Source organism: Arthrobacter sp. NyZ413, from assembly GCF_049390645.1.
Lineage (GTDB): Bacteria > Actinomycetota > Actinomycetes > Actinomycetales > Micrococcaceae > Arthrobacter.
Map to the genome: position 1 here is coordinate 162091 of NZ_CP155434.1, position 22861 is coordinate 184951.

The following is a 22861-nucleotide window of genomic DNA, read 5'->3' on the forward strand; positions in this document are numbered from 1 at the left end:
CTTCGAGCCTATGCACTTTCGTGGAGTTTGTGTACAGCTCGCACCCCTTAAAAGCTGTTTTAAGGGGTGCGAGCTGTACACAAACTCGAGGGGTCAGGGCTGGGCATGCATGGCCTCGTGGATCTGCAGGGCGAACCAGAGCTGGGCCAATGTTGACGTTTCGGTCATATCCAACCCCGTCAATTCGCTGATTTTGCGGATCCGGTAAATGACGGTTTGCCGATGCGCGAAAAGTGCCGCAGCTGTTTTTTGCCATGATCTTTGGGTGTCCAGATAGGTCCTCAGCGTCACGATCAAGTCGCCTTCCTGGCTCTGTTCGTACGCGAAGATCGGACCCAGCAGCCGCTCGACCAACGCCGTCCCTTCCTCGAAGCTCGTCAGCCCCAGCCAGGAAGGTCCCTCGGCATAGCGGGCCAGCCTCATGGCATTGCCCTTGGCCGAGCCGAGCGCCCAGAGGGATTCCTGCAAGGCGCGCTGGATGCCGCCCGCGGATGTTGGCGAGCTGACGCCGATTCGTGTCTCCGGCCCTGCGCAGTGGACCAAGGCGTCGTCGGTCACGTTCGCCGCCACGGCCACGTGAAGGGTGTTGAAGCGCTGGAGGCAAGCGGCCGGAAATCCGTGGCGCCACAGTTCCGTGTGGACGTTCGCCAGCCGCTCGCCGTCGTCGGCTGCTATGGAAGCAACCACGAATGCCTGCGGCGCAACACCGAAAGCCGCAAGGCGGCTCTCCAGTTCCGCGGTCCCCAGGCGACCGTCCACGGCTTGCAAGAGGAATTCGCTCGCCAGCCGGTGCCGGCTTTCAAGGGACATGACTTTTCGTGAAAGCTCAAGTCCCAGCACGGTCGCCGCGTGCAGGAGTACGACGGCGTCAGGGTGCGGATCGCTCTTTGGCAGCACAAGCAGCAGGGCGTTGGGGTGGGTCGGAATATCCATCATCAGCACGTGCCGCTCGCGCAGCCGATGCCACTGGAACTTCTTTCCAGCCAGGGAGAGCCGTCCGGTCAGCGGGGTCAATTCCGCCCGGAGGAACACCGGCAACGGCTGGCCGTCCGGATGCCACGGGTGCAGGCACCGCCGGTCCACCACGAACAGGTCCGCGTCGAGTTCGGCCGAAAGCCCGTGGATGAGGCCCTGCAGTTGGTCCTCGGAAGATCCTGTGGTCCGGAGCAGGTCGTAGATCCGGGCCGTTTGGCGCAGGCGTCGCGATTCTTCCAGCAGTGAGGATTCGGCCACCGTTCGCGCGATCGCAATGAATGGAAGCGGGTACGGCACGTTGATCAGCGGTAGGGGGAGCCGCTCGCAAGCTTCGAGGAATTCGGGCTGCAACGGCGGGGCGTGCATCTTTTCGCCGATAGCCAACGCGCTGGCCCCGGCATCCACCAGCGCTTGGGCGAGCTCCACTTGGCCCGGCGCGTCCGCCGGGATGGACAGGCCGTTGGTCATCATCAGCTCGCCACCCGTGACCCATTCCCAAAGCCTGGGCAAATCGGATGTATGCGCCCAGGTGATCCGGTTGCCGCTGCCTGCTGATCCGGCCATCAGCGTGAGGCCCAGTTGGGGCTCGGCGATGAGCTCGGCCACGGTGATGGTCATGGAATTGCGCTCCCAGCCTTGGTTTTCCGGCCTGCCTCGCAGCGTTTAGACATTTGTATAAGCGCCTCGGCCATTTGTAGTCAATCTACCGCTATACGAAGTGATCAGCGTCACCAAGAATTGGATTACTTACTTCCCGCTCAAGGGCGAGCACTCAACCTCCAACACCACCCCACCACCGAAACGCCGCCGACGAAGACGCCTGGCAGCGAAGCAAACGAAGGATTCCGGCATGACAACGCACCAGCCAATCGGCCCCGTCGACGCGACCAAAGTACCGCGCTACGCGGGTCTGGGCACGTTCGCCAGATTGCCCCAAATCGATCGGGTCCCGGACTACGATATTGCGATCGTCGGCGTACCGTTCGACGGCGGAACTTCCTTCCGCCCGGGCGCCCGCTTTGGTCCGGCCGCGGTTCGCGAGGCTTCGCGGCTCCTGCGTCCGGGGTACCATCCCGAATTGGACGTTGAGCCCGTTTATGAAGTCCAGGTTGTGGACGCCGGAGACATCGCCTGCACGCCATATGACATCACCCGGGCAGTCCGCGAAATCGAGGAGCAGGCGCTCCCGCTGATCAGCGAGGACAAGAAGCTCATCTCCATCGGCGGTGACCACACCATCGCCCTTCCAATGCTGCGGGCACTGAACACGGTCCACGGGCCGGTGGCACTGTTGCACTTCGACGCACACCTCGACACCTGGGACACCTACTTCGACCAGCCCATCACCCACGGGACCATCTTCCGGCGGGCCTTCGAGGAAGGCCTGTTGGTGGAAGACAAATCCATGCACGTCGGAATCCGTGGGCCGGTCTATGACCGTAACGACTTCCTCCGCGACCATGAATTCGGATTCCAGATCATCCGTTGCTCCGACCTGGACGTCATCGGCGTTCCGGCAGCAATCGAGAAGGTCAAGGAGCGTCTCGGCGACACCCCGGTCTACGTCTCCATCGACATCGACGTCCTGGACCCGTCCTACGCTCCCGGCACCGGGACCCCTGAGATGGGAGGGCTCCACTCCCGCGAACTCCTCGCGCTGCTCCGCGGGCTGGACGGCATCAACATCGTGGGCGCCGACGTCGTCGAAGTCGCACCCGCCTACGACCACGCCGACATCACCACAGTGGCTGCGGCCACCCTCGTCTTCGACCTGCTCGCCCTCATGGTGAACCGCGGCAAGGCCCCTGCCAACGCTGACCGCGAATTGCAAGCAGCTTCTTGGACCGCGTCATGAACCCACGAAGCAACCCCGCTGCCGCCGCCGAAGTGCCACGGCTGGAGGACAAGACCATCCAGCCCATCCCGGCGGACGAACGCCACGGAAAAGCCCGGGACCTCTTCACCATCTGGTTCGGTTCCAACATCATGATCATGACCATCGTGACGGGCGGACTCGCCACCACGGTGTTTGGCCTCAACTTCGTCCCGGCAATTGTCGGAATCATCATCGGAAACATCGTGGGCGGCATTTTCATGGCGCTCCATTCGGCCCAGGGCCCGCAATTGGGCGTGGCACAGATGATCCAGACGCGCGGCCAGTTCGGCTCGTTCGGAGCGCTCCTGATCGTCGCGATCGTGGTCATCATGTACGTCGGATTCTTCGCAGCGAACCTCGTCTTCGGCGGCGAGGCCATGGCCGCGGTGAGTCCGGTGGTCAGCGTGGACGGCGGCATCATTATCATCGGCGTCGTAAGCGTGGTTGCCACGATTTTCGGCTACCGGCTCATTCACGCCTACGCCCGCTTCTTGAGCGTAGTGGCTGGCGTGGCCCTCCTGCTCGCTTTTGTATGGATCCTGCTTGTCCACGGATTGCCGTCGACTTTCCTGGACCAAGGAAACTTCAACTGGGCCGGCTTCATGGGCACAATCTCGGTCTCCGCCCTATGGCAACTCGCATATGCGCCGTACGTCTCGGACTACTCCCGCTACATGCCCCAAGGAACTGGCTCGGCTCCGGCTTTCTGGGCTTCATACTCGGGCTGCGTCCTGGGAACGCTGTTCCCCATGATCCTGGGCGCGTTGGTGGGGACACTTGCGGTCGCGTTCGGCCACGACGCAGCCAGCGTCGATATTGTGGGCAGCATTGGAGCGATGCTCCAGCCGTGGACTATCGCCGTCATTGGAATCTTCTGCCTCGGCGTGGCCGCGTCCAACGCCATGAACCTTTATTGCGGTGTCCTGTGCACCCTCACCATTGGGCAGACATTCAAGCCGAGCTGGTTGCCGCGTGCAAAGACCCGAACCATCGGGGCCATCATCATCTTCCTGCTCGCCCTCCTGATCGCATTGTTCGCCCGCGACAATTTCATCCTTTTCTACACGAACTTCCTCTCCTTCCTCATGTACGTCCTGGTCCCGTGGACAGCCATCAACCTGGTGGACTATTACCTTCTCCGCCACGGCGACTACCGGGTTGAGGACTTCTTCAAGCGCGACGGCGGGGTGTACGGACGGTTCAATTGGGTCGCCATCGGCGCATACATAGCAGGCGCACTGATCCAGGTTCCGTTCTCGGCAACCGCGATCTTCACCGGACCCGTCGCAGCCGCGATGGGTGGGGTGGACATCTCCTGGCTTGTCGGCCTCTTGGTGGTTGCCCCGCTCTACTACTTCGCGGCACGGATCTTCAGGAAGAAGTCCGAGCCCGCCCCCGTCCACGCCCCGGTCCTCGCGACCGACCTCGTCTGAAAGCGAAAGTCATGACAGTTTCCAACACCGTACAATTCACCGTCCGGCGGGCCGCCGCGGACAACAGCCCGGGGAATGAGCGCCTTGCCGCAGTGTTGCCACCCGCCGGCCACTTCATTGGCGGTTCGTTCGTTCCGGGTTCCTCAGGCGAGTTCATCGACGTCGTAGATCCCGCCACCGGGCAGGTCATCGCGACGGTGCCCGCCGGAACAGCCGAAGACGCGGACGTTGCCATTGAAGCCGCCGTCGCAGCCCAGAAGACCTGGGGCGCCACGACGCCGAAGGAGCGGTCCGAGGTGCTGTCCCTCATCGCGGACATCATCGAGGCCAACCGGGAGGCCTTCGAGGTCATCGAGTCGGCCAATACCGGTAAGCCGGGAGCCGTCGCCGAAGACGACGTCACCAGCACCATCGATACCTTCCGGTTCATGGCCGGCGCTTCCCGCGCGCTGACCTCCATGGCAGGTGGGGATTACGCAACCGGTCATACTTCGGTGATCCTCCGGGAACCCGTGGGCGTGGTGGGCGTCATCACCCCATGGAACTACCCGCTGCTCATGGCCGCGTGGAAGATCGCGCCCATCCTGGCTGCCGGAAACAGCATCGTCCTCAAGCCCTCCGAGCAGACGCCGCTCAGCACGCTCAAACTCGCAGAACTCCTCGCCGGGCGCATTCCGGACGGCATCCTCAACGTCGTGACAGGACAGGGGCGAACGGTCGGCCAGCGGCTGTCCGAACACCCGGCTGTCGCGTTGCTCGCCCTGACCGGGAGCGTCGCCAGCGGACAAGCTGTCGCGGCTACGGCTGCCAGGTCGGTCAAGCGCGTGCACCTGGAGCTTGGCGGTAAGGCGCCCGTGGTTGTCTTTCCGGATGCCGACCTTCGCGCTGCCGCCGCCGGTGTGCGGAACGCCGGGTTCTGGAATGCCGGGCAGGACTGCGGAGCCGCCTGCCGGGTCCTGGTACACGAGTCGGTTGCCGAGGAGTTCACCGGATACCTGGTGGATGAAGTCAGCACTTTGGTGGTTGGTTCGCCGGAGGCAGGCGGCGATGTGGAGATCGGGCCCATGATTTCGCGCCCGCACTTCGAGCGCGTCAAGGAATCGCTCTTGGAAGCCAAGGACGCCGGACTGAACGTGGCCATCGGAGGGTCCGCCCTTGAGGGCCCGGGCTTCTTCATCGAACCCACCGTCATCACCGACGTTCCAGCGGGCGCACCCATCGCAACACACGAAATCTTTGGTCCCGTGGTCACCGTGGAGACCTTCAGCTCCACCGAAGAAGCCGTGACCCGTGCAAACGAGAGCCCCTACGGACTGTCCGCGTCGGTATGGACGCGGGATTCGAGCCTCTCGCTCAGGATTCCCAAACAGCTCGATTTCGGCACGGTCTGGGTCAATTCACATCTGGTGCTGGCCTGTGAGGTGCCGTGGGGCGGCTTCAAGGGATCCGGTTACGGTCGCGACCTCTCCATCTATGCCCTCGACGATTACTCCCGGACCAAGCACGTGATGATCAACCACGGCGCATGAGCATCCACAAGCATCGGAGTCCAGCAATGACCACCAGCAACCTCCACCGCCTCGGGTCCCCGGAGCGTGCGGCCACTCCTTCGATCCCTTTCGGAACCGACGTTACCTGGACCAACTGGGGCGGCAACCAAAGCGCGACGCCCGCCTTCACGGTCCGGCCGCGGACCGAACAAGAAGCGCTCGACGCCGTCCGTTTCGCCATCCGCGAGGGTTTGCCCGTGCGGGCGGTCGGCTCGGGACACTCGTCCTCGCCGCTGGTCCAGACGGGTGGGGTCCTGATGGACATGTCCGCCCTTTCGGCCATCACCGGAACTGACCGCGTCCGACGTCGGGCCCGTGCCTTGGCGGGCACCACCATCAATGCGTTCGGCGATCCCCTGTGGGAGCAGGGCCTGGCCTTGGGCAACCAAGGCGACATCGACAAGCAGCAGATCGCGGGCGCCCTCTCAACGAGCACCCACGGTTCCGGGAAGCACCTGGGCAGTTTCTCGTCGAACCTTCGCTGGGTGAAGTTGATCAACGGCTACGGTGAAATCGTCGAAATAGGCGAAGGACAACTCCGTGAACTCAGGGCAGCCCAGGTAGCCTTGGGAACCCTCGGAATCTTCCTCGAAGTCGAATTGGCCGTTGAGGACCGCTACTACTTGCAGGAGCAAATCACCTATCCAACGTGGGAGGAAACCACGCAGACGTGGCAGTCCGACATCGACCAGAACCGGCACTACTCGTTCCTCTGGTGCCCGGAAGACGATTCCTGCGAACTGCTGGACCTTCCGGGCTCTCCGGACCACAGGATGGCGAACCGCAGCTACACCAAGCGATACAACGTGGCCACCATCCAGGATGAACGGCAGATTTCCACCACGGAGGGCTCCCGGCTGGACCGCTCATACCGCATCTACCCGGGCGGGTTCACCACGCAGTTCCACGAACTCGAGTACTTCGTCCGCACCGAAGACGGGCTTGCCGCCGTCGAAGCCATTCAGGACCTGATCCGGACCAAGCACCCCGATCAGAAATACCCTGTGGAGGTCCGCTGGGTGAAGGCCGACGACGGTTACATGTCCCAGTTCCAAGGCCGCGACACCACGGTGGTTACCTTGACCACGAAGCCGGGGACCGACTACTGGCAGTTCTTCCGGGACGCCGACGCCGTACTCCAGGAATTCGAGCCGCGTGCGCACTGGGGGAAGATCCACTTCATGACCAGGAGCCGTTTGGAGCGCCTGTACCCGGAGTTGGATACATTCATCCAAGTACGCCGCGAGTTCGATCCGCGGGGAATGTTCCTCAATGACCACACCCGGGCTCTGTTTGGCTGAGGCTTGGACCCGGCGTCCTCGCGCCACCACAAAAGCCGGCATCCGCCATGGATGCCGGCTTTTGTGTTTGCAATCACCGCAAGACCCAAAAAATCACTGTACGCCTGCATAATGGATTGCGGTCATCCTGGCCAACTATCCATTTTTTGGCTTTTGATTTCCGATTACGCTGAGTCCAGACCTTTTCGCATGACCAAGGATGGAATTCAACGATGAAACGCATCGCACTGCTGAGGGAACGCGCATCCGCCGCGTCCACGGGCTCCACCGGCTCGCACTGCCCCGCCTCAGGCCAATGGAGCCCCGAAGGTGAACCGCACATTGTGCACACGTTCTTCGAAGGCCACGTATTCCCCACCCACAACGGCGCGGCAACTGTCTGGCGCCGCCAATTCCTGGTCGCCGGATCGCGATGAGTTCGGAGATCTTGGGCCCCTGGGGTCCGAGCCGCTCTATGACGCCGCAACGGCGACCCGCAGAAGCCTCACGGCAGTTGCCGCCGTCGAAATGGCGCGAACTCAGCCCCGGCGAATCAGTTTGGATCCACGAAGACTCGTGGGGATTCGACGCCGGGTTGGTGGACGAAGTCTCCAGCGACCACGAATTCCTGTGGATCGATTTCGTCGGCCGTGGCCGGCGACTCCTCTGTGGCGGTGACCCCGTCCAAGTCTGGACCCGCGGGTGAGTCCAGCCTCGCAACTGATGGCCGCCAGTCCTTCCACAGGAGGGCTGGCGGCCATCGTCGTTTAAGTCTCTAGCGTTCCAAGCGGAAGCCGATTTTCATGGTGACTTGCCAGTCGGCGATTTCGCCTTCGTTGAGATGGCCGCGGATTTCCTTGACTTCGAACCAGTCCAGGTTGCGGAGGGTCTGGTGGGCGGCCGAAACGCCGTTCTTGATCGCGGCGTCGATGCCCTCGGACGAGGTTCCGACGATTTCGGAAACGCTATATGTGTGGTCAGCCATTCTTGCTCCTCATGATCGTCCTTCATGCCTGAACTGCTGCTTGACCTGAACTCTCCGACGCCTGAACTGCGGGCCCGGCAGGCCGTGAAAGCAGACTAGCCCAGACGACGGCGGCGGACTAGGGGCGCGCGGTGGTTCGACGATGGCGGAGATTGGCTAAGCGTCCAGGACGTAGCTTCTGAGGTCGTCCAGGGTTTGTTGCATGTGGGCGTCCATGGCCAGGCGGGCGCGGCGGGTGTCGCGGGCTTCGAGGGCTTCCAGGATGTCCCGGTGGTGGGCGATGGCGTGTTTCTGGATGTCCGGAATCTGCGAAGTCTGCGTGCGACGGGTTTCCAGGACGCGGTGCAGGGGTTCGAACAAGACGGCCACGAAGACATTCCCCGAGGCATGGAGGATGACGTCGTGAAACGCGAGGTCGGCTTCGACGAAGGCGGTTACGTCGTTGGAGTCGTGGGCGTCCTGCATCGCCGAGACGTGGACTCGAAGCTGTTCGATATCTTCGGGCGAAACCCGGGATGCGGCGAGTTCGCAGGCGCCTGTTTCGAGCATGCGGCGCAGTTCGATGAGTTGCACGGCCACGGCGCCGTCGTTCTTTCCCTCCGAAGCCGCGCGCAACACCGCCTCAAGGGACGCCCAGCGGCTCAGCGGATTGACGAACGTTCCACGGCCGCGTTCCACACTGAGGATTCGCTGGGCTTCGAGGGTTTTCATTGCTTCGCGCACGGTCATGCGGCTGACTTCGTGCTTCGCGCTCAACTCGAGTTCGCCGGGAACCACGGTGCCCGGCGGAAATTCCCCGGCGACGATGCGGTCCAGCAGCTCGTCGGCCACGAGGCCGACCAGCGACTTGCGTGCCATGGTGCTCCGATCTTAGATGTCTGACATCTTACGCCGGAGACGGCCCGGTTTCCCGCCAAAACGCGCCGAGCGCTTCCGCGCAAGCGTGCGGCTGCTCCCAGTGAACGCTGTGGCCGGCCTCCGGGATTGCCACGAGTTGCCGCCTCGGGCTGGCTGCCACGAAGGCTTCCGCCTGGTCGAGTGATCGCACCCGGTCTCCGACGCCGGCAATCACCAGAATTGGCGCCGTCACCTTATCGGGGACATCCGCTGCCACTCCGGCCATCGCCGCGAGGCCGCTTGGACCGAGGACGTCGAATGGCAGGTCGAAGCCTTGGCCAAGCAGTCTTTCCTCGTCCGGAGCCAACGGCCCGAACCAGGCTTTCATGCATTTGGCACGCGTGGCGTCGTCAATGAAGCCTTGTTCCAACTGGGCCTCGAGCATCGACTTGAAACCTTGGTTTGGCGGTGCGGGGACCATGCCGATCAGGGTCACGCTGGCTACCAGGCCCGGGTGGTTGGCGGCCAATGTCAGTGCCACGCTGCCGCCGAGCGAGTGGCCTGCGATATGGACGGGCGAAGGGTATTCGGCCGCAATCGCCGCTATTGACGCGGCTGCCGATTCCAGGGTCCACGCGAATCCTTCGGGCAGTGCCTCGCCTGGGTGGTAGCCGGGCAATTCGGGGATCCACACCTCAAAGCCCGCGTCGAGGAGTTCGGCGGCGAGTGGCTCCCAGTAGGCGACCGGGGAGGCCCAGCCATGCACCAGGATGACGGGCGTCTGGCGGGTGAGGGCCGCCGTCGTACTCGCCGAAGGTGCCGGGCGCCGGCGGTCCACGTGCAGTTCCGCGATTCCGGGAGGCTCTTGAAGCATGCGCCAAGCATAGTGACGGTTGACACTTGCACGCTGAAAGCCGTTGTGCCAGACTTCAAATGATAGATGTCTGACATCTTACATTTCGCTTGAAGTAAAGATTCCCCACGATGGAGTGCACAGTGACCCTTGAAGCCGATGCTCTGGCCGCCTTTCCGGCTGAAGTCCAGATCCCCGCTCAGCTGGTTGCAGACGCCGTGGCCGCGTCTTCCGCAGCCACGCGCCGCGTCCTGGTAGTGCTCGACGACGACCCGACCGGCACGCAGTCCGTCGCCGACCTGCCTGTCCTGACGCGCTGGGAGGTTGAGGACTTCGCCTGGGCGTTCACGCACATCGTCGAGACCATGTCCCAGCCCGCGGTTTACGTCCTGACGAACACGCGCAGCCTCGACCCGGCCGAGGCCGCGGCCCGCAACGAGGAAATCGTGCGCAACGCCCTCGCCGCGGCCGGACCGGAACTGCGCCTGGGATTCGTCAGCCGTTCCGACTCCACCCTCCGCGGCCACTACCCGCTCGAAACGGACGTCATTTCCTCCACAATCGCGGAAGTGGGCGGCGAGGCAACCGACGGAGTGGTGATGGTTTTCGCCTTTCCCGACGCCGGGCGCGTCACCATCGGGGGCGTGCACTACATGCGGGCCGACGGCGGTTCCCTCATCCCTGTGGCCGCGACCGAGTTCGCGAAGGACGCGAGCTTCGGCTACGAGAATTCCGAGCTGGCCAAGTATGTGGAGGAAAAGTCGGACGGCCGGTTCCGCGCTGAAGACGTCATCGTCCTTGACTTGAATATCATCCGCGCGGGTGCCGCTGTTGACGGTTCCGACGGGGACCCCTGGCTTTCCGCGAAGGCCATCGCGGACGCGATCGAACCCGCCAAGGACTCTGCACCGATTGTGGCCGACATCGTCACCGAGAACGACTTCCGTGCCCTGGCCCTGGGCCTGGAAGAAGCCGAACGCCGCGGCAAGAAGCTGCTCTACCGCGTAGGTCCGCCGTTCGTCCGTGGCCGCATCGGCCAGGAAATCCGCCCCGCGCTGACCTCGGAAGAAGCCTATGGGGACAACACTCCCTCCACAGCCGGCGGACTGATCGTGGTTGGCTCGCACGTCGGGCTCACCACCCGCCAGCTCAACGTCCTCACCTCCGAGCACCGCGCGGCACGGATCGTGGAGATCGACGTCGAGAAGCTCCTCGCGGACGAAAGCGAAGCCGACGCCTACATCGGTACCGTCGTGGCCGCCGTCGTCGACGCCCTCCACGAAGGTGACGTGATCGTCCACACCAGCCGCCTGCTCATCAAGACCGACGACGCCGCCGCGAGCCTGAAGATCGCCCGCACGGTCTCTGCCGCCGTCGTCGCCGTAGTGAACCGCACGCTCAAGACCTTCCCGCCGCGGTTCGTGATCGCCAAGGGCGGCATCACGTCCTCGGACGTCGCGGCGCACGGCCTGGAAATCCGCCATGCCATTGTCCGCGGCCCGATGCTGCCGGGCATCGTGTCCCTCTGGGAGCCGGTGGACGGGCCCGCGAAAGGCATCCCGTACATTGTCTTCGCCGGGAACGTGGGCGACGACGAATCCCTGGCGCAGGTCACGCGCAAGCTCAGCAACACCTTCTAATACGCACTTGGAGAACACCATGACCAGCAACTACACCGTCGCCGTCCTTGGCCTGGGCGCCATGGGTCTGCCGATGGCCACCCGCCTGGCAACCCAGTTGACCGTGCACGGTTTCGACATCGCCGAACCCCGCCTGCAGCTCGCCGCAGAGGCCGGAATCCACACATTCGCGTCCGCCCGTGAAGCTTCCGACGGCGCGGACGCGCTGCTCCTGGCCGTACGCAACGGCGAGCAGCTGGACGATGTCCTCTTCGGCGAGAACGGTGTGGCCCCCGTGCTCAAGCCGGGCGCCGTCGTGATCCTTGGCAGCACTGTGGGGACCGAAGCCATCCCGGCGACGGTCGAGCGTTTGGCGGCATACGGCGTCGAACTCGTTGATGCGCCGCTTTCCGGCGGCCCGAAGCGGGCAGGCGAAGGGGACCTCCTGATCGTGGTGGGCGCGACGCCCGAAGCCCGCGAGAAGGCGCGGCCCGCCTTGGAACTGCTGGCTTCCACGCTCAGCGTCGTGGGCGACAAGCCCGGCGACGGACAGGCGCTCAAGACCGTCAACCAGCTCCTGTGCGGCGTGCATATCGCTGCCGCCGCTGAGGCGATGGCCCTTGCCGATGCCCTCGGCCTTGACCAGGCCAAGACCCTCGCGGCCCTCGAAGCAGGTGCGGCGGGTTCGTTCATGCTCTCCAACCGTGGTCCGCGCATCCTTGAGGCCTACAACGAAGAAGGCGCCGAGGTCCTCAGTCGTTTGGACATTTTCGTGAAGGACATGGGCATCGTGGGCAAGGCGACCCGCGCCGCCGGGCTCGCCGCGCCCGTTGCGGCCGCCGCCGAACAGCTCTACCTCCTGGGCCAAGCCCAAGGCCTCGCCGCCGCCGACGATTCCGCGGTCATCAAGGTTGTCGCGCCCACCAAACGCACCCCGTAACCCCCGGAGTTTGTGTACAGATAACACCCCTTAAGCGGGCTTTTAGCGGGTGTTAGCTGTACACAAACTCCAAGCACCCCCAATAAAACGTGTCGTCAAAGGAGACAAATCCGCGATGAACCCCTTCATCACATCCTTGGCGGTCAGGGCAGCCGATGCCCCGGCCATCAAGCCGGCCGTGGACCTTGGCACTCCACTGCTGCTGACCATCGCCGTGGCGGGCGTTGCCCTGCTGCTGCTCATGATCATCCGCTTCAAGATCCAGGCCTTCGTGGCCCTGTTGGCCGTGAGCATCCTGGTTGCCGTTGCCGCGCAGATTCCCCTGGCGGACGTCTTCACCGTCGTGGCCAACGGCGTCGGTGGAACCATGGGCAAGGTAGCCCTCCTGATCGCCCTTGGTGCCGTGCTGGGACGCATGATCGAAGTCTCGGGCGGCGTGCAGTCCCTCGCGAACCACTTCACCGCAAAACTGGGCGCCAAGCGGGTCGCTATCGCCCTGACCGCCGTCGGATTCCTCGTTGCCATCCCAGTGTTCTTCGAGGTCGGCGTCATCGTCCTGGTGCCCATCGTCTACGCCTTCGCCAAGATCGCCAAGGTCCATCCGATCAAGTTCGGCCTTCCCATGGCCGGCATCATGCTCTCCATCCACGTCGCTGTTCCTCCACACCCCGGCATCGTTGCCGGTGCCGGCGTCATGGGTGCGGACATCGGGCTCATCGCGCTGATTTCGCTGCTCATCTGCATCCCTTTGGGCTTCTTGTCCTACTGGGTCGCCAGCATCATGAACCGCAAGGAATACGAGCTCCTCCCCGGCGTCCGCGACCAGATCGAGGAATTCGGTTCCGAAACCCTCGTCCGCGTCGGTCACGACGGTCCTGGTGCCAGCGCCGTCGCACCGCCGCGCCCTGGACTGATCATGTTCCTCATCGCCGCCCCGATCGTCCAGATCCTGCTCGGTACCGCGGGCACCCTCCTCATCGACAAGAAGAACTACTGGTACGGCGTTGCGTCCTTCGTGGGCAACCCCTTCCTCGCACTTCTGGTCGCCGTCGCGCTGTCCTTTTTCCTCCTGGCGGTCCGCCGCGGATGGTCCCTCAAGGAAACCGGCGAGATCTTCGAGGGCGCCCTGCCTCCCATCGCGTCGATCCTCATGGTGGTAGCAGCAGGTGGCGTTTTCGGTGGCGTGCTCCAGGTTTCCGGGATAGGCGCGGCATTGTCCCAGACGCTTGATTCCCTCGGCGTGCCCATCATCCTGCTCGGTTTCATCATCTCGCTGGCACTACGCGCCGCCCAAGGATCGGCAACGGTTGCGATCGTTACGACGACGGGACTCCTCTCGAGCGCGGTGGCCCACGGTGCTTACACCCCGGCGCAGATTGCAGTGATCGTGATCGCAATCGGCTTCGGTGGCCTGGGACTTTCCCACGTGACCGACGCCGGCTTCTGGGTAGTCGTGCGCTACTACGGGCTCACGGTTTCCGACGGACTCAAGACCTGGACTGTGCTGACCACTGTCCTGGGCGTTGCCGGGTTCCTGCTGAGCTTCGTCGCGTGGATCCTGGTGGGAGGTTTGGCGCACTGATGCGTGTACGCCTCGACGAACTTGTCCTGTCCTCCTTGGAACGAGGGGGAGCCGTTCCCGCTTTCACATGCTACGACTTCACCACAGCGCTCGCGGTGGTGGCTGCAGCCGAAGAATCCGGCCGCGGAGTCATCCTGTTGGTCGCACCCAAGACAGCTGCCGCACCTGCCGGGCTGCGGTTGATCGCGGCCCTCCGCGGCTTGGCCGACGACGCTTCAGTCCCCGTTTCCGTGCAGCTCGACCACGCGTCAGACCTCGACGTGATCCGCAATTCCGTGGGCGCCGGTGCCGACGCCGTCTTGGCCGACGGTTCGGCCCTCCCTGTGGAGGACAACATCGCCCTGGTTCGCGAAGCGCGCGCTGCGCTGGACGCCGCCGGTGCTGCCGCCGTCGTCATCGAAGCCGAACTCGGTGGGCTCGCCGGTGACGAGGACAAGGCTTTCGGCATCGCCGCACCCGGGCACCCGGCCGGCCTGACCGATCCCGGCCAAGTGGAGGATTTCGTGTCCCGAACCGGCGCCCAGCTACTCGCCGTCGCGGTGGGGAACGCGCATGGACGCTACGCCGGCGAGCCGAAGCTGCATTGGGACGTGCTCCGGGACATTTCTTCGCGGACAGGGCTGCCACTGGTCCTCCACGGAGCGTCGGGCATTCCGGAAGCGGACCTCGTCAAAGCGACGGGTATGCGAGTAGGCAAGGTGAACTTCAACACCGAACTCCGGACCGGGATCCTCGCCATGCTTGAGGCAGAGACTTCCGCTCACCGGGCCGACGGCGAGAACCTCCAGGGGTTGTTGGGCCGGTGGAGCGCGTCGGCCTCGGCGTTCGCCGGGGCAACGCTGGACATACTCAGCCGGCCACGCCGAGATGGCACTTAACGGCAGTATTGTCTGCGTGGGACTGCCGCGAAGTGTCATCTCGATTGCCAACCACGGCTTTTCAGGGCCGCCAGGACCTTGCGCACGACGGCGGGACGATCCCCTTTGAGGTCGTCTTTGGACACGCGCACCTCAAGCCAGCCGTACTCGCGTGTCAGGTTCTCCCGCCGGATGTCGCTGAGGTATTGAGAGGCTTCGCCATGACCGGCGCCGTCGTACTGGATGGATATGCGCTCCTGCAGGTAGGCGGCATCGGGCCAGAGGACCGGAGCTCCGTGGATGCCCCACAACACGTGGTTCAGCACGGGCTCGGGAAGGCCCGCGCGCACGATGGCCAGGCGCATCACGGTCTCCGGGGGTGAATCGGCGCCGACGCGGATCAAATCCAGGGCTGTCCGGGCCAAGCGGACTCCTCTGGTGCCCGGGTGCCTTTCGACCATGCCGCGCAAATCGTCCAAGGTGCATAAGGCTTCACGCGGAGCCGGAAACTCGGGACCGTGGGAACACACCAAGGAGTCCCCCGTGATGACCAGTTCGTCCAGCCCGGCCACCGACGCCAAGTCGAGCCAGGTCCGCGCCGGCGAGGTGAGCCTGACGCCGTCGTACTCAACCAGCTCACCGGGGAGGAAGGTCAGCAAGTGGCCCACCACGTTTGCCCTCCGGGGCATGCTGAATCCAGGACGCCTGGACACATGGACGCGCCAGTCTTCCCCGAGCCGCCATCCCAGGTCCGCACCCCATACCCGGGCCGCGGACATGTGGGTCAGGACCGAGGCGTCGTCCAAGTCCGTGTAGGCGCGCAGGGCCGCGGCCCCTTGCGCCGCGGAATCCAAAGGCATCCGAATGCCGCGTGAAACCGTGGCGAGGTCCTTTGCCCTGGTACGGGAGCGGCTGACTCCGGCCTTGTCCGAGGAACGGAGCGCAAAGGATCCCGTTGTCAGGTGTCGGGGGAGCGCAGCCCTTCGCATGCCCCATTCTCGCCGATTCGCGCGGGTCCACCGGGAGTTATCCACAGGCCGCGGCCCGAGATGGCAGTTAGCGGCAGTCCGGGGCAGAAAACATTGTCATTAACTGCCATCTCGAGGCGTCAGCACCCTGAAACCCAGCTCCGGGTTGAATCCGTGGATCTCGCGCGTGTCCAAGGCCGACATGAACGAAAGGATCTCCTCCGTGATCACCTGGCCCGGAACGAGCACCGGGAATCCGGGCGGATACGGGGTGACGAACGCCGCAGAGACCATTTCCTCGCCTGCCGCGACCCGCCTCGCGAGCTCGTCGGTGCTGAAATACTCGCAGGCACCGGGCTTGTAACTCTCGAAGTACGCGTCCCGCATGTTGCCGTCGGGAGTCTTCGCATCCACCCGGAACCGTGCGGCGAAACGGCTGAAGTCCGGCAGCGGAGGCGGGGCGCTGGTCAGGGTGGCAACACGGGCACGGCGCGCCTGCCGACCGCGACCGCCCAATCTGGATTGTTCGTCCTCGAACGTCTCGGCGAGCTTGACGAGCACCTCCACGAGATAGGCCACCGCACTTCTCGATGTTCCGATGTTGGTCATGAAAAGCACGCTGTTCCGCGACGTCTTGTTGACCTGGATTCCGTGCTTGTCCATCAGGTAATCGTGCTTGAAGGTGTCGCCATCCACGCCGGTGAGGCCGATGTGGAGGGTCAGTCGGCTCGGGTCGACCACGAACTCGTCCCGCTCCCACGCCTCCGCCATGGCCGCAAGCCCGTCGCGCAAGGGCATCTGGCGCTTGGTTTCACGGTACTGGGCGGGAATGAGGTCCGTGGTTCCAAGGACCCGGAAGTACTTTTTCAACAGGGGATGCCTCGCCACTGCCTGGGCGATGCTCACGGCGAGATCGGCCTGCCGCTGCACGAGTTCGTACCCTTCGAACTCAACTTGCCTCCTGCCCATGTCCAACGAGGCAAGGATCTGGTAGTTCGGCGAGGTGGAGGTGTGCGTCATGTACGCCTCGCGGAAGCTCTCTTCGTTGAGCTGCCCGAAGTCCTGGTCGTGGATGTGGATCATGGAACCTTGGCGGAGCGACGTGAGGGTCTTGTGGGTGGATTGGGTCGAGTAGACCCGCACGCGCGCCTTCGATGGGTCGGGCAGCAGCCGCGTCTTCAACAGCACCTCATCGCTGACGTGCCCGACGCCGGAACGCGGCTTCCCGCCGTCGGGCACGTTTCCGCCGTGGTCATCGCAGTCCGCTGGCGCGCCCAATTCGCGTAGGTGCGCGGCGTAACGGGCAGCGTAAGCCGGATCCGCGAACTTCGCCTCGAGCGAGCGCGCTGAAGCCATGGCCGTCCGGCGGCGGTAGATGTGGTGGAAGGCCGCGAAAGCGAACCAAGCCTCATCCCAAAGGAACACCAGGTCCGGTTTGATGGCGAGGCACTCTTCCATGACGCGTTCGACGTCGTACACGATCCCGTCGAAGGTGCAATTCGTCAAGGCAAGCATCTTGACCTCATGGAGCCGGCCCGCGCGGCGGTAATCCAGCAAGGTCCGTTTGATGCTTTCGAGCGGAACCGCGCCGTAGAACGAGAACTCGTTGAGCGGATAGGCGTCGAGGTATGAAACCTGCGCCCCGGCCAGCATGAGCGCGTAGTGGTGCGACTTGTGGCAATTCCGGTCGACCAGGACAACGTCGCCGGGAGCCACGATCGACTGGTGCACGATCTTGTTCGCCGTCGACGTTCCGTTGGTGACGAAGAACGATTTCTGCGCTCCAAACGCCCGTGCCGCCAACTTTTGCGCCTGCTTGAGGGAGCCGTGAGGATCCAGCAGCGAATCGAGGCCGCCGGACGTCGCCGAAGTTTCAGCCAGAAGGAGGTTCAGGCCGTAGAACTCGCCAAGATCGTTGATCCACTTCGAATGGATGACGGAGCCGCCCCTGGATACAGGCAACGCGTGGAAGACGCCCGCCGGTTTGCGGCTGTACTGCTGGACCGCATGGAAAAACGGCGCCTCAAAGCGTTCCGCGACGCCAGCCAGCAACGACAAATGGAGCTCCAGGCCATCCTGGCGGCGGAAGATCCTGCGGAACTGGCGGGTCAGTGAACCGGCGAGTTCCTCGATACCGACGCCGGCAACCAGGTAGAGATCCAGCTCGGGGCGGAGTTGGCCAAGTTTGGCCGCCAAGGACAGGATCCGGTCGAGGGGGCGCTGGGGGAGGGCCTTCCCCAAGAACCCGTCGAGGAATCCGCGGACATCCCGGCTGAGGCGCTGCTTGCTCTTGGCTACGAATCCGGGCCGCAAAACGCACGCCTGGATATCGGGGTTCAAGAGGATCGCGACAACGGCGTCCTCGAAGCTTGGCGCGAAGACCAATTCGTAATGGAAGGCATCGGCCGGGCGCCGCTGGTTGAGCAGTTCCGTTTGGAAAGCTTCGCGGTCCGCCGGGGACACGTCGTCGATCACAAGGACCTCGAACCGCTTCTTGGCTTCGACGGGTTCCTCCGGGCGCTCGCCTTCACGTTCCGTCTCGGCGGTGGGCTCCGCCGCGTGGTGGCCGGCGACCCGACGGGCAACCGGTTCGATGAGCGCCAGCGCCTCGGAGTAGTCCCCGGACTCGAGGTTGCGACGTACCTCGGCAACGTAGGCCTGGCCCGGAGAAGCCCAGTACATTTCCAGGGCTTCGAGCATCGGGAGCAAGCGGCGGATCTCGCGGGGCAGATCGTTCCGCTGCGTTGCGGCGCCGGATCGGGTTGCGCTCCCGAGTTGCTTGACGGCATATCCCAGGAACTCCCAAGCGTCGGCGCGAATCCGCCAAGCGCTGGAAGGAATGTCGCTCGCGGCCGAATCATCGGGCCTCGGATGCCGGTCCGGCGTCGCTACCGGTTCCGGTGCTGTGGCTTGAGGAGCCGGTACCGGCCCGGCTGCATGGCGGAGGCCCGGAACGAGGTGGGAAGGGGCTGACTGCACTGTCGTCGCGAAATCGGCGCGTGCCACAATGACTCCTTTGTCATGGATTGATAGCACTATCTACTAAACGCGGGGGTTCCCGTTCGGGCACGGGTGTTGCGGGAGTTGCAGTCTTGGGTTCCAGATGCGCCGCACAGGAGGCCCGACGTCGTTTCTCAACTGCAACGCTCGCTCACGTTTGGTGGGTTTTGGTACGTCGCTCGCTCAGGTTTGGGGCTTCCCGGGCGGATCCTTTTGCAGATCATATGAGCGGGCGTTGGGGGAAACCCGGTGATAGGTGAGAGGGCGTCGGCAGGGAATGCCGCCTAGCCTTCGCGCCAGAGAGGCAGGGGGACCACGCTGCGGCTCCGGCCCGAGCCGTCGAGCACGTGGCCGAGCCGTTTATAGTTGCGTACCACCGCCTGCCTGGAAATCACGATGCTCCCCGGCGCCCGTTCCGCCAGTTCGCGTTCATGGCCTTGCACTTCCAAATAGTCGCGCACCCAAAGGGTGACCAACAGGTTTTGGGCTCCAAGCACTTGTGCGCTGAGCCTGCAGTTCGGGAGGGCGGCAAAATAGCGCCCGACGGCGTCAACCTGGTGCGCGGGCACGTTCAGGATGAGGCTCACTTCCCTGAGCCCCTGCTGGACTGAGGCGGCGGTATCGCACCTTAGCGTCATGTAACCGGACGCGAGGAACCGTTCCACCCGCCGTCGGGCCGTCTGTGGCGAGACCGCGCACGAGGCGCCAAGTTCCGCCCAACTCGCCCGGCCATCCCGCGCCAACGCGGCCAGAAGGGCCGCATCCAGCCGGTCCGGAGCGTAAGCCGCCGGAGCGGGCAGCGGCTCGGCCGACATCAGCCGGGCCCTCGCCGGTTCCAACGTTCCGCTGCGCCAATCCGAGGCCTGCCGGTACAGCTTGGTGACGAAGACGACTTCCCGGTGGGTGAGCCCTGGCAGTGCGGCGAAAGACCCGGTGACTATGTCCATGAGTTCTTCGTGGCTCGTGGCGAAACAGTCCACGAAGAGGTCATGGGAGCCGGACACGAGGGACACCGTGCCGAATGCCGGTTCTGCGCACAGCTTCCGGATCAACGCCTCCTGCTCGCCCGGGATCGACGACATGCTGATGAATGCCGACCACCCGGCGTTCAGGTACCGCGCTCCCGGGGCGGGAGTGATCCATGCCAGGCCTTCCTCGGCGAGGGCGGTCCAGCGCCGCGCAACCGTGGGGCCGGACAAGCCGAGGACATCGCCAACCCGGCTCCAATCTGCTCGCGGATTGATTTGCAACGCATTCACGATTTCAAGGTCTGTTTCCGAGATCATGGACGATTCCTTCAAATTTCCGCTGCTCCAGATGATTTTGAACAAATTCGCATCAAGTCTAGACGGCGGCCCTAGCGTTGTGACTCGCATCACCCCCCCAATACCCCGCCCCGACACACGCAAGGAACCACCCATGGAAAGCAAGACAGCTCCGCCAGCCATCGCGCCCGTCGCGCGCCGGACCATCGCCGGAATGCTCGTGGCGATGGCGCTTATCGAATCGCTCAGCGGCGTCACCCAGGGATACTTGAACCCCATCCTTCCCGCCCTGGGGCCGAGCTTTTCGATCGACGACCCCACCATCAACGGCATCTTCCTCATCTCCAACGTCAGTTTTGCCGTGCTCACACCCATCATTTCCCGGCTCGGCGACAGCTACGGCTACCGGTTGGTACTGCGTTGGTCCACCGCGGTGGTCGCCGCAGGCGTGATCATGATGGCGCTCTGGCCGTCGTTGTGGACGGTGACAGCCGGCGTCGTGATGCTGACGTGCGTCGTCGGATTCATTCCGCTCATGATGGGCATCCTGCGCGTGAGCAACCCCTCGCACACCCGTACCGGCGTGAGCGTGATGATCGGCATGCTCATGATCACGGTGGGCGCCGGAGGGCTGCTGGCCGGCATCATCGGGGTCGACAATCCGACCCTCGGATTCTGGGTGGCGGTGCCGTTCGCCGTCGTCGCGCTGTTGTGTTCCTTCGTCCTGCCCGACGCCGGCACGCCCACCCGCGAAGGGCTCGCCGTGGTGCCGCTTCTGGCCTGTTCCCTCGGGCTGATCGGCTTTGTGGTGGCCCTTTCGATGGGCCCGGAGTGGGGCTGGCTCGACGCCAAGACGATCGTTGCCGGAGTGCTGGGCCTTGCCCTGTTGGCATCCTGGGTGGTGTTCGATGCCCGGTCCGGCGCCACGAAGCGTTTCATGGACCTTCGCATGCTCGCCGTCCCGCGAATCCGGACCGTCTCCCTGGCCACATTCTTCTTCGGTTTCGCGTCCATCAGCTATTTCGGTACCAATGGCATTTTCCTCCACTCCAACCCGGACAAGACGGGGTACGGGTTCGGACTGAGCCCGTTGATGATCGCGATCGTCCTCGCCGCCGCGTCGGTGCTTTCGCTCGTGTCCTCACTCTTGACATCGAGGGCGCTCCGGCTGTTCGGCGAGCGTGCCACCCTGGTATTCGCGGGACTGTTGCTCGCCGGCGGCTTCCTGACCATGGCAATGGCACACGGCTCGCTGGCCGGATACTGCACCGGTTTCGCCATGTTCAACCTGAGCCTTGGCATGTACCAAGCGGGCACCCGTGCGTTGTCGGTCGAAGGCGTCCCTTTGGAGGAGACCGCGACGGCGGCCGGCCTCAACGAGCTCGCACTGTCGGTCGGCATCGCGGTGGGTGCCGCCGTCGTGAAGCTCATTTCTTCATCTTTCGAACAGTCCGGACACATCGGCGAGGGCGGATTGATGTCGATCTGGATTGCGCTCGCCTGTGCGGCGCTCGTCGCCGCCGTCTCGGCCGCCCGTTACCCGAAGAAGCGTACGACGGCGGTGCGCGCGTGATGGCCCCGGCTGCGGTGGGTGCCACGGCTGAATCGCTGTCCGCGACCGCCGTCGAACGCTGTATTTCCGCGGCGCTGGAACGCTGGGAACCCGACATCCTGGGGCTGAGCCACGCCATCCACGCCGACCCTGAACTCAGCGGGCAGGAATTCCGCGCCGCCAAGCGGGTGAGCCGACTGTTGAGGACCGCCGGCTTCAGCTTTGACGAGCCCCAACCGCGGCTGCCGGCGTCCTTCAGCGCGCGATTCGGAACGGGGGAACTGGTGGTGGCGTTGTGTGTTGAATACGACGCACTTCCCGAAATCGGACATGCTTGCGGACACAATGTGAACGCTGCCAGCGCGGTGGGGGCGGCGCTCGCGCTCGCATCCGTGGCCGACGAGATCGGGATCACCGTCAAAGTCCTGGGCACTCCGGCCGAGGAATCCCGTGGAGGCAAGGTCGACCTCATGGAGGAGGGCTTCTTCCGCGATGTCTCCTTGGCCATGATGGCCCACGCCGCTGCCGAAGACGTGATGGGGGGAACATCGCTTGCAATGGGGATGTGGGACGTGCTTTACGAGGGACGCCCGGCGCATGCCGCCGCCGCGCCGTTCGAGGGGATCAATGCCCTCGATGCGCTCGTCGTCGCACAAACGGCCGTCGCCTTGGCCCGGCAACAACTGCCGCCCGGATCCATTGTTTCGCTGATCGTCACCGAGGGCGGGAGCGCCGTCAACGTCATCCCCGAGCGGACCAGGGCGAGCGTCGAAATGCGCTCGCCGAGCCTCAAGGACCTGCGCGTCATCGAGGAACGGGTCCGCCGCTGCCTGGACGCGGGTGCTCTCGCCAGCGGCTGCACCCTCAAGGTCACTCCCACGGGCAATGCCTATGCCGAACTCCGGCAGGACCAATACCTGTCCGAGGCCTATCGGGACGCAATGCTGACGAGGGGGAGGGCTGTGGCATTCAATAGCGAGCCCGTGGCGTCGACGGACATGGGCAACGTTTCGCAATTGGTTCCGAGCATCCATCCCATGCTCGGCTACGACGTTGGCGGGGCAGCCCATCACACCGCCGAATTCGCTGCACACGGTTCATCCGCTTCCGCCGACCGGGCCGTGTTGGATGGTGCCTTCGGACTGGCGATGGCAGCAAGTGCGGCAGCGAACGACCCGTGCCAAAGGGAGCGCTTAATGACGGGGTGATGAGGCGCCCACCACACTGGACCCGCCGACCACCTTGGCTCCGCCGCCGATCGGACAGAGAATGGACTCGGCAACGGAGAT

General features: G+C 64.3%; 19 protein-coding genes. 12 read left to right on the plus strand and 7 right to left on the minus strand.

All coding sequences use genetic code 11. From position 1 onward, the window contains the following. Nucleotides 1–93: 93 nt before the first annotated feature. A complete protein-coding gene (locus tag ABCW42_RS00790) occupies nucleotides 94–1593 on the minus strand; it encodes a PucR family transcriptional regulator (protein ID WP_423183085.1) in 1500 nt (499 codons plus the stop codon). Nucleotides 1594–1825: 232 nt separating this feature from the next. Between ABCW42_RS00790 and speB the strand changes: the two genes are divergently transcribed. The 6 genes from speB to ABCW42_RS00820 all read left to right on the plus strand — a co-directional run bounded on the left by speB (nucleotide 1826) and on the right by ABCW42_RS00820 (nucleotide 7820). Further along, nucleotides 1826–2830 (plus strand): agmatinase, encoded by a 1005-nt coding sequence (gene speB, locus ABCW42_RS00795; protein ID WP_423183086.1) that lies wholly within the window; start codon nucleotides 1826–1828, stop codon nucleotides 2828–2830. Then, nucleotides 2827–4284, plus strand: coding sequence for a purine-cytosine permease family protein (locus tag ABCW42_RS00800; RefSeq protein ID WP_423183087.1), 1458 nt, complete (start codon nucleotides 2827–2829; stop codon nucleotides 4282–4284). Before speB ends, ABCW42_RS00800 begins: the two co-directional genes overlap by 4 nt. A gap of 11 nt (nucleotides 4285–4295) precedes the next feature. Continuing rightward, a complete protein-coding gene (locus tag ABCW42_RS00805) occupies nucleotides 4296–5813 on the plus strand; it encodes an aldehyde dehydrogenase family protein (protein WP_423183088.1) in 1518 nt (505 codons plus the stop codon). Nucleotides 5814–5839: 26 nt separating this feature from the next. Continuing rightward, complete coding sequence (locus tag ABCW42_RS00810; protein WP_423183089.1) at nucleotides 5840–7135, plus strand: D-arabinono-1,4-lactone oxidase; 1296 nt, start codon at nucleotides 5840–5842, stop codon at nucleotides 7133–7135. A gap of 212 nt (nucleotides 7136–7347) precedes the next feature. Next, nucleotides 7348–7551, plus strand: coding sequence for a hypothetical protein (locus ABCW42_RS00815; protein ID WP_133203468.1), 204 nt, complete (start codon nucleotides 7348–7350; stop codon nucleotides 7549–7551). Further along, entirely contained in the window at nucleotides 7548–7820 is a 273-nt protein-coding gene (locus ABCW42_RS00820) for a hypothetical protein (RefSeq protein WP_423183090.1), read from the plus strand. Before ABCW42_RS00815 ends, ABCW42_RS00820 begins: the two co-directional genes overlap by 4 nt. Nucleotides 7821–7889: 69 nt before the next feature. On the opposite strand, the gene ABCW42_RS00825 is transcribed toward ABCW42_RS00820, so the two are convergent. The 3 genes from ABCW42_RS00825 to ABCW42_RS00835 form a co-directional block, all read right to left on the minus strand. Beyond that, nucleotides 7890–8099, minus strand: coding sequence for a dodecin (locus tag ABCW42_RS00825; RefSeq protein WP_133203466.1), 210 nt, complete (start codon nucleotides 8097–8099; stop codon nucleotides 7890–7892). 156 nt (nucleotides 8100–8255) lie between these two features. Further along, nucleotides 8256–8957, minus strand: a complete 702-nt coding sequence (locus ABCW42_RS00830) for a FadR/GntR family transcriptional regulator (protein ID WP_423183091.1) — start codon at nucleotides 8955–8957, stop codon at nucleotides 8256–8258. Nucleotides 8958–8985: 28 nt separating this feature from the next. Continuing rightward, a complete protein-coding gene (locus ABCW42_RS00835; protein WP_423183092.1) occupies nucleotides 8986–9810 on the minus strand; it encodes an alpha/beta fold hydrolase in 825 nt (274 codons plus the stop codon). Nucleotides 9811–9932: 122 nt separating this feature from the next. Here ABCW42_RS00835 and ABCW42_RS00840 point away from each other — a divergent pair, with 122 nt between their 5' ends. The 4 genes from ABCW42_RS00840 to ABCW42_RS00855 all read left to right on the plus strand — a co-directional run bounded on the left by ABCW42_RS00840 (nucleotide 9933) and on the right by ABCW42_RS00855 (nucleotide 14808). Then, complete coding sequence (locus tag ABCW42_RS00840) at nucleotides 9933–11429, plus strand: four-carbon acid sugar kinase family protein (RefSeq protein ID WP_423183093.1); 1497 nt, start codon at nucleotides 9933–9935, stop codon at nucleotides 11427–11429. A gap of 19 nt (nucleotides 11430–11448) precedes the next feature. Further along, a complete protein-coding gene (locus ABCW42_RS00845) occupies nucleotides 11449–12348 on the plus strand; it encodes an NAD(P)-dependent oxidoreductase (protein ID WP_423183094.1) in 900 nt (299 codons plus the stop codon). Nucleotides 12349–12463: 115 nt separating this feature from the next. Further along, the gene (locus ABCW42_RS00850) at nucleotides 12464–13930 is read left to right on the plus strand and encodes a GntP family transporter (RefSeq protein ID WP_423183095.1); all 1467 of its coding nucleotides are present in this window, start codon (nucleotides 12464–12466) and stop codon (nucleotides 13928–13930) included. Beyond that, on the plus strand, nucleotides 13930–14808 hold the full coding sequence (locus ABCW42_RS00855) for a class II fructose-bisphosphate aldolase (RefSeq protein ID WP_423183096.1): 879 nt from the start codon (nucleotides 13930–13932) through the stop codon (nucleotides 14806–14808). The genes ABCW42_RS00850 and ABCW42_RS00855 overlap by 1 nt, the downstream gene beginning before the upstream one ends. Before the next feature lie 35 nt (nucleotides 14809–14843). Here the strand turns inward: ABCW42_RS00855 and ABCW42_RS00860 are convergent, their stop codons facing one another. From ABCW42_RS00860 to ABCW42_RS00870, 3 genes are all read right to left on the minus strand, one after another. Next, on the minus strand, nucleotides 14844–15776 hold the full coding sequence (locus ABCW42_RS00860) for a hypothetical protein (protein WP_423183097.1): 933 nt from the start codon (nucleotides 15774–15776) through the stop codon (nucleotides 14844–14846). A gap of 99 nt (nucleotides 15777–15875) precedes the next feature. Continuing rightward, complete coding sequence (locus ABCW42_RS00865) at nucleotides 15876–18596, minus strand: aminotransferase class I/II-fold pyridoxal phosphate-dependent enzyme (RefSeq protein ID WP_423184760.1); 2721 nt, start codon at nucleotides 18594–18596, stop codon at nucleotides 15876–15878. Between the two features lie 443 nt (nucleotides 18597–19039). After that, nucleotides 19040–20041: an Lrp/AsnC family transcriptional regulator gene (locus ABCW42_RS00870; protein WP_423183098.1), complete on the minus strand. Its 1002-nt coding sequence runs from the start codon at nucleotides 20039–20041 to the stop codon at nucleotides 19040–19042. A 133-nt stretch (nucleotides 20042–20174) separates the two neighbouring features. Here ABCW42_RS00870 and ABCW42_RS00875 point away from each other — a divergent pair, with 133 nt between their 5' ends. Continuing rightward, nucleotides 20175–21593, plus strand: a complete 1419-nt coding sequence (locus ABCW42_RS00875) for an MFS transporter (RefSeq protein ID WP_423183099.1) — start codon at nucleotides 20175–20177, stop codon at nucleotides 21591–21593. Next, a complete protein-coding gene (locus tag ABCW42_RS00880) occupies nucleotides 21593–22780 on the plus strand; it encodes an amidohydrolase (RefSeq protein ID WP_423184761.1) in 1188 nt (395 codons plus the stop codon). Before ABCW42_RS00875 ends, ABCW42_RS00880 begins: the two co-directional genes overlap by 1 nt. Nucleotides 22781–22861: the final 81 nt, after the last annotated feature.

Coding starts and splice junctions, on each gene's coding strand:
- ABCW42_RS00825 (WP_133203466.1), bottom strand. CDS start 8,099: ATGGCTGACCACACATATAGCGTTTCCGAAATCGTCGGAACCTCGTCC.
- speB (WP_423183086.1), top strand. CDS start 1,826: ATGACAACGCACCAGCCAATCGGCCCCGTCGACGCGACCAAAGTACCG.
- ABCW42_RS00880 (WP_423184761.1), top strand. CDS start 21,593: ATGGCCCCGGCTGCGGTGGGTGCCACGGCTGAATCGCTGTCCGCGACC.
- ABCW42_RS00810 (WP_423183089.1), top strand. CDS start 5,840: ATGACCACCAGCAACCTCCACCGCCTCGGGTCCCCGGAGCGTGCGGCC.
- ABCW42_RS00815 (WP_133203468.1), top strand. CDS start 7,348: ATGAAACGCATCGCACTGCTGAGGGAACGCGCATCCGCCGCGTCCACG.
- ABCW42_RS00805 (WP_423183088.1), top strand. CDS start 4,296: ATGACAGTTTCCAACACCGTACAATTCACCGTCCGGCGGGCCGCCGCG.
- ABCW42_RS00845 (WP_423183094.1), top strand. CDS start 11,449: ATGACCAGCAACTACACCGTCGCCGTCCTTGGCCTGGGCGCCATGGGT.
- ABCW42_RS00850 (WP_423183095.1), top strand. CDS start 12,464: ATGAACCCCTTCATCACATCCTTGGCGGTCAGGGCAGCCGATGCCCCG.
- ABCW42_RS00860 (WP_423183097.1), bottom strand. CDS start 15,776: ATGCGAAGGGCTGCGCTCCCCCGACACCTGACAACGGGATCCTTTGCG.
- ABCW42_RS00800 (WP_423183087.1), top strand. CDS start 2,827: ATGAACCCACGAAGCAACCCCGCTGCCGCCGCCGAAGTGCCACGGCTG.
- ABCW42_RS00830 (WP_423183091.1), bottom strand. CDS start 8,957: ATGGCACGCAAGTCGCTGGTCGGCCTCGTGGCCGACGAGCTGCTGGAC.
- ABCW42_RS00820 (WP_423183090.1), top strand. CDS start 7,548: ATGAGTTCGGAGATCTTGGGCCCCTGGGGTCCGAGCCGCTCTATGACG.
- ABCW42_RS00835 (WP_423183092.1), bottom strand. CDS start 9,810: ATGCTTCAAGAGCCTCCCGGAATCGCGGAACTGCACGTGGACCGCCGG.
- ABCW42_RS00870 (WP_423183098.1), bottom strand. CDS start 20,041: ATGATCTCGGAAACAGACCTTGAAATCGTGAATGCGTTGCAAATCAAT.
- ABCW42_RS00875 (WP_423183099.1), top strand. CDS start 20,175: ATGGAAAGCAAGACAGCTCCGCCAGCCATCGCGCCCGTCGCGCGCCGG.
- ABCW42_RS00790 (WP_423183085.1), bottom strand. CDS start 1,593: ATGACCATCACCGTGGCCGAGCTCATCGCCGAGCCCCAACTGGGCCTC.
- ABCW42_RS00855 (WP_423183096.1), top strand. CDS start 13,930: ATGCGTGTACGCCTCGACGAACTTGTCCTGTCCTCCTTGGAACGAGGG.